The organism is Jannaschia seosinensis (assembly GCF_001408515.1).
GTDB classification, from domain to species: Bacteria; Pseudomonadota; Alphaproteobacteria; order Rhodobacterales; family Rhodobacteraceae; genus Jannaschia; species Jannaschia seosinensis.
In genome coordinates this window covers 1-1534 of sequence record NZ_CYPR01000153.1, presented here as the reverse complement: position 1 = coordinate 1534, position 1534 = coordinate 1, and the positions used below count along the sequence as shown (strand labels likewise).

The 1534-nt window shown below is 62.8% G+C and carries 2 protein-coding genes and 1 pseudogene; 2 read left to right on the top strand and 1 reads right to left on the bottom strand.

The genetic code is table 11. The annotated features are described in order from the left end of the window. Window positions 1-415: pseudogene (locus JSE7799_RS11140) on the bottom strand (IS3 family transposase); the annotation flags it as partial. Between the two features lie 242 nt (window positions 416-657). On the opposite strand from JSE7799_RS11140, the gene JSE7799_RS20510 reads away from it, so the two are divergent. Then, window positions 658-849, top strand: a complete 192-nt coding sequence (locus JSE7799_RS20510; protein ID WP_144431668.1) for a hypothetical protein — start codon at window positions 658-660, stop codon at window positions 847-849. A gap of 137 nt (window positions 850-986) precedes the next feature. After that, the coding region (locus tag JSE7799_RS11135) for a transposase (RefSeq protein ID WP_245624869.1) at window positions 987-1534 on the top strand (548 nt) is incomplete at its 3' end.

Here is a 1534-nt window from a genome sequence, read left to right as displayed (position 1 = left end):
TTTCCTTGCGCGCCAGTTCCCGTTCCAGCTGCTGCACCCGCTTGTTGGCGTCCCGTGTTTCCCGCGCGATCTGGCGGGACGCCGCTCGTTCCCAGTCGTCGGCCCGCGCGCAGGCCTCCCGCCAGACAGTCAGCTGATCGGGGTAGATGCCGCGGCGCCGACAATATTCGCCAAGCTCCACTGCATTCAGTGACGCCGTCTCGATCACCGCAGCGAGCTTGTCCGCTGAGGTCCAGCCCTCCGGACCTGCCTTGGCGTCGGGTAGAAACTGCCCCTTCGCCCGCGCCTCAGCCCGCCACTTCGCAAGCGTCGCCACGCTGATCCCTTCCTCCTTGGCCAGCCGGCCCAAGGGCATGTTGTTCGGCGGCAGCATCTTCCCGATCACCGCAGCCTTCCGTTCAGGTGAGTAAGCCATTTCGTCGTCCTGTCCCGCCCGCCTCAGAATACACTTTCTGCATCAGAGCAGGCGACAACTTCCCTGACAGAGGGGGGCCGGCCGGTCTAGGCGAAGGATGTGAACCGCGAGCCTCTGTCGGTTTTGATGATCCCGTGAGGAAGACCTGGTCGGGCCGATCGAGCCACAGGCGTCCCGGCAGGTAGGGGTAGGTCTTGTGCCTCTTGGCGCGCTTGCCGATGTCGGGCTTCCGGTGGATCGGCATGAGCCGCATCAGCCGCCGGATGCGCTTCACGCTCACCGGGGCGAGCGTTCGCACCGCTGTTCAATTCGAAAGGTTCCGAGTAGGGTTACCTAAGGGAAATCCTACTTTGAAGTCCGCCATGTCGTCCATTGCCTACGTCGTTCTTGCCGATTTACCCGGTAGCATTGGGATTGCCGGAGCGCTGATTTAGCCCGGATAATTCACGAGAAGGCGGCGGAGGTTGCGTAACCGTCTGAAACTCTGCATTTTTTGGTTATCGGCGCCAAAGATTCAGATTTCAGCAGGACGACCTCCGCCAGGACCCAGTCTACGTGCTCCGCACCCCGTCTGTCACCCCTCAATGGCAAGCCGATCCTGCTCGGGTTTGACGGCGCCGACATGAGCTCCGACGCCGGACTGACCCTGCTGCGCGAGATCGAGCGCAGGGCGGGTCTGGCGCAGCGGCTCGCAGATTGCCTGCACGATCCGCGTGACCCGGCGAAAGTTCAGCATAGCCTGTGCGACATCATCCGGTTCCGGATCATGATGATCGCGGCGGGGTATGAAGACGGCAACGACGCGGCAGCCCTGCGGTACGATCCCAGCTTCAGGATCGCGCTGGAGCGTGGCCCGGAAACAGGGCCGGCCTCGTGTTCGCAGCCGACGATCTCGCGCATGGAAAACCTGCCCGACACCCGCGCCCTTATCCGCATGGGCCGCGAGATGATCCGGTTCTACTGCCACTCGTTTGCGCGCCCTCCAAGCCGGATCGTGCTCGATATCGATGATACCTTTGACGCGGTGCATGGGCACCAGCAGCTGCGCCTGTTCAATGCGTTCTACGACGAGTTCGGCTTCCAGCCGATCGTCGTGTTTGACGGCGAAGGCCGGAAAAA